Genomic DNA, 4,511 nt, shown 5'->3' with positions numbered 1-4,511 from the left:
TGATCACTATAGAGAAAAATTGATGGGTTTTTAAACTTTGATGCTCTTGCCCTGGCCAGGATCCTTTTTAGCAGTACCAATAATTCAGGCACAGTGATAAAAAATTGGAAGGTTCGCCGTATGGGTGTTGAGTTTTATCGATGTAACTGTTCTAGTTGAAAAAAGGCAATTTGACTTATTTTTCTTAATATTGTCTTAATACAGATGTTTTACTATTTGGGTAATTTGATTGTCTTGAGGTCAAAACATGCCTAAAATTATTCTGGTTTACGCTAACTGTGTTAATGATACCGCAAAAGGAGATTTTACTTTTGCTGGTAAGATTGCTACGGATTTGATCAATACTGTCACCTCAGGAGGCTTGAACTTTGATGTTGTTTTAACTTCTACTTTAGATGGAATGACGCGCTTTGAGCAGCTCTATGGCAATCCAGTCAACGGTAGAGTGGATATTGAAGGAAGCAGTGTCGGCATGTGCGCTCTGGAATTATTTGATCCCGTAAATGATGAAGTCGTCGCTTTTATTGAATCAAACCGATGCAAATACCCAGCGGCAGACATTCTCAGACGCGTTCTTTCTCCAGACAGTAAATTCCTTTTCATCGGTGCTGCAAATCAACCGGTGATTAGTGGTTCCTTAATGCAACATTTTCTATTTAACAAATTTCAGAAAGAACAGCCTCATTTATATAGCCATTTTGATGCAAACGATGTCATGATGGGGCGCTGCGGCATAGGGCCTGGTCGATTGGGTTTGCCCCAAATTAAGACGGTTGCTGAATTACCTGCATTAACTCTTGAACAAAGCATAAAAATACCAACAGGAGCTTATGGATTTATGTACCTTACCTCGGGTGATAAATCTGCTGATCTGCGCACCATAGGGCAATACGTTGCGCTGACTGAGTTGAGCCGCTATGTTTTGGTTGGTGATTATTCTTCTTCACCTCCGACAGAAATTAAAAAAGCAATAATTAAAGAACTGCATTTTAATGGGAGCTCCATGTTGGAACTGCCTCAAATGTTTTATCATCAATCCTTATCTAATGGTTTAATGCGTAATATGGTTGCAGGTGTTCCTGGCAACCTGGTTTTGTCGACAGGCACTATGAGTACGCTTGAAGCGATGAATGATGGCAAGCTTCCTTATTATCAGACATCATCGAATAATACAGAATTCGTTGTCTCTTATTTATTGGCTGTAAAAAACATTATTTCGAGCGATTCATCCTTGGTCGATGCATCGTTTATTATGGAATTATCCGAGCTTCTGTTTGCTGATAAACCACTTGCTCCTAGCCAAATGGAGAGGACTAAAGAACTCGTTAATAATGCATCAGTTACCGAAGGGTTATTGAAGACAAATCAACAGATCATTAAGTCAGCAAATGGAACTTTAGCGGGGCAATTACTGAGTTTTATCGGAACTCCTGTTCATACTCAACTTCATCGACAGTGCGTGAGTGTTTGCCAGTCTTTACGTAAATACGGGGAGTTAAGTACCCCTCTTTATGATCAGGCATTAAGACGTGCTGCGGCCTGGGGGCGTTTGTTTGAGTTAAAAGTTATGATTAAGTCAATGAACGTTGATGATCTGAGTAAGCAGGATCTTTCTGGTAAAAAATTTACTGCCTTACATTGGGCGGTTATACAAGGCCATGCCGATTGCGCACGTCAGTTAATCGTATCAGGTGCTCAATTAAATATTCAGGACATTTATGGTAAGACTCCCTTGCATTATGCTATCCAAGCCGGGGCAAGAGAAGCCATTAAAGTCTTAGTAAACAATGGTGCTTCTTTAGATATAGCTGATTCTATTGGAGAGAAACCTTGTGATAAAGCAGAATCATGGATTCCTGCGTTTATTCTAGACTGTTTAAGTAAAGATCATGTTAAAATGAATTTTGTACCGACTCAATAAAGACGATGCGGCTGGGTCATTGATTCCTGCGTTTATTCGTTATTGCCGCTTTTAGTGTTTTTTCATATAAGCAGCAGTGTGTTGATCTGCATGGTTTTTATAACCAGGATAATAATAGTTCGCTATTAAGTTTAAGAGCGGATCGCTGACTCCGTTTAAAAAGGCATAGTGGGTATTGTCGCTGCGGTGATGATGTACATGATGTTTTATTGACAGCAACAGACGTCCTTTTTGTAATAACATAATGATTTTATTTTGTTTTGTCGCTGTGTGGCACCAATAATGAGAGACCTCTGCCACGGATGACAGGATACCAATAAATACCAGACCGTAATTCAGGCTATAAGGCATATTAGTGACCTGCTGCAGGAGTATGAGCACCAACAAATACCCTAACAACCAGAATTTTGTTCCTGATTCAAAAAAATAAATTTTCAACGGATGTCTTCTGATGTATTGGGGGTGAGAGTGATGCAGATGAAATGCTGCGATAAAAGGACCTGCTGAAGAAGTATAGTTAGTGTTATTGTCCATATACATATGAACCAGGCCATTAATAAAGTCAGTGGTGATGTAAGCAGTTAAGAATACAGAACCAATAATAAGTAGGTTGGGCTTAATATCAGACTGAATTAAGTGGAACACACTTAACCCTTGCGATAATACAATAACAATTGAAACCAATATCTGGAATCGGCTGTACCATGGGTTTCTTTTATAGCGTTCGATTGCCTTAGAAAATTGTTCAATTTTCATCTTGTTATCTATTGCTTTTTCATTTGGCCTCAGGGAAAGGCGGCTTATCTTGTCAATCCCCATAACGTGTTCCCTAAATATTGGTGACCGTGTATCTTTAGATCGTTCGGATGTATAAAGGACGAATTATCCCTCTCGACGTGCAGATAAAAATAACCTTATACTGTTTTTACCAAGGATGGAATGGGATTGTAAACATGTATGTCTATATATGTATTCTTTTATTTATTGGTATCACCTTATTGTGCCACATGGTGGCAAAATTTTTAGGCTATTCAGGATTGCTGCTTAAAACGGTCGTTGATCCCAATTCTTTAAGTCATGATGCCATTACTACTTTATTAACCAAGCTGGGCCACCCTGAGTTTGAAGGAGTTTGTTATGGTTTTACTCTTAATTGGGCTTTGGCTGTTGCTGAGGGTAATGAAGATATTTTTTATCAACAAGTGCATTTGCTTCGAGCTCATCAGGCTGATTTGCCGCAAACACTGCAACAAATAACAGCAAAAACAGGAGACCGCGGGTTGCTCCGTGACAATGAAGCATGCACTCAAAATTTACCTGATTTATGTCAGAAGATTTGTATCGCTCAGGATCCAATCAGTTATAAGGAACACTATGGAAAGCTGGTGTGGCAGCCAGATGTTTCTGCGATCTTGCAACGTATTGCTCAACAAAGTTCAGGTGTAAAACAAGTCTTTTATAAAACACATACCTTTGCTTCCAGGCAGGAGGCGACGGATTATTTTAATGTACTGGCACGTTCAGGGCTAAACGATAATGTCGCCGTAGTAATTAGTACTTCAGATCATGCTATGGGCTTTAAGCGAGCAGGAAATTTATGGCGATTTATCAATATAAATGATTTGTATGAGCAAAATAAGGACAAACCCTATTTTGAGTTTGATTCTCAGGGATTGGTTAAGGAGCTTTATCGAGTATGCACTGAGACACCGCTGTCTCGTAGACTGACAGTGAACACGGATTTTATTGCTCTGGAACAATCGCCAGAGTTAGCCCGTATTCTTGATAACAAATATCCGGTATTTCCGATCAGCCCCAGGACTACTCATCAAGAAAAATTATCCTTTTTTGCCATGGCAGCGTTACAAGGAGATATGACAACGGTAAAAAAATGTATTCGAGCGGGCTGGTCTGTTTTGGCAGGCCATCAAATGAGTGATGATTCTCCTATGTTGACGGCTATTTTTCTCGGACGGCGCGAGGTGGTAAAGGCCATGTTATCTTCTATCCCTCAACGAATTAATTTTCATCGTAAACGAGATAAGGCAACCTTGCTTCATTTCGCATGCCGATACGGTGGCAGTGGTATCGTGGACGATTTGTTACACATGAAGGGGATAGTTATTGATCCTTTAGACATAAAAGGCAAGACACCATTAATGTATGCCTGTAAATCGACAACGGTTACTGAAGATCCCCGATTATTCGAGTTATTACTGACAAAAAAGGCATCATTAACAATTAAGGATACGAAAGGGCGGACTGTTTTGGATCATGCGACTAAAAATAATCATCAATTAGCTATCCAGCTGATAACTGCCAAAATACAACGCGATGCTGATTCTGCCTCAGCCTCTAAAACGTCAGCTAAAAAACATCAAACGAACCATTCGTCGCGTTTGAGATTTTTTAAGCAAAAAAAGGATGAGGCAATGAATGAAGAGTGTAATACTGGTAATGATAGCTGTTTTCTGCCATCGCCGGCTAATGGTTAAATAAAAGATTATAAGATTTTAGACGAAAAGCCATTGTTCAACGGGATTAATTTAAAGGCTGCATTGCAGCCTTTAACGTTAAAAAGCCCGAATAC

General features: G+C 39.5%; 3 protein-coding genes. 2 read left to right on the top strand and 1 reads right to left on the bottom strand.

The genetic code is table 11. From position 1 onward, the window contains the following. The first annotated feature begins 247 nt into the window (after positions 1-247). Positions 248-1,921, top strand: a complete 1,674-nt coding sequence (gene ankY, locus Q0495_RS11215; RefSeq protein ID WP_298626249.1) for a Dot/Icm T4SS effector AnkY/LegA9 — start codon at positions 248-250, stop codon at positions 1,919-1,921. A gap of 51 nt (positions 1,922-1,972) precedes the next feature. On the opposite strand, the gene Q0495_RS11210 is transcribed toward ankY, so the two are convergent. Then, positions 1,973-2,740, bottom strand: a complete 768-nt coding sequence (locus Q0495_RS11210) for a fatty acid desaturase CarF family protein (RefSeq protein WP_298626248.1) — start codon at positions 2,738-2,740, stop codon at positions 1,973-1,975. Positions 2,741-2,874: 134 nt separating this feature from the next. Here Q0495_RS11210 and ankG point away from each other — a divergent pair, with 134 nt between their 5' ends. After that, a complete protein-coding gene (gene ankG, locus Q0495_RS11205; protein ID WP_298626245.1) occupies positions 2,875-4,416 on the top strand; it encodes a Dot/Icm T4SS effector AnkG/AnkZ/LegA7 in 1,542 nt (513 codons plus the stop codon). The last annotated feature ends 95 nt before the right edge of the window (positions 4,417-4,511 follow it).

It is taken from the genome of uncultured Legionella sp. (assembly GCF_937871865.1).
Lineage (GTDB): Bacteria > Pseudomonadota > Gammaproteobacteria > Legionellales > Legionellaceae > Legionella.
Note: the sequence above shows the minus strand (reverse complement) of the source record. Positions and strands in the feature narration are given on the sequence as shown.

Excerpts from the sequence above, each read along its gene's own strand:
- ankY (WP_298626249.1), top strand. The coding sequence starts at position 248 with ATGCCTAAAATTATTCTGGTTTACGCTAACTGTGTTAATGATACCGCA.
- Q0495_RS11210 (WP_298626248.1), bottom strand. The coding sequence starts at position 2,740 with ATGGGGATTGACAAGATAAGCCGCCTTTCCCTGAGGCCAAATGAAAAA.
- ankG (WP_298626245.1), top strand. The coding sequence starts at position 2,875 with ATGTATGTCTATATATGTATTCTTTTATTTATTGGTATCACCTTATTG.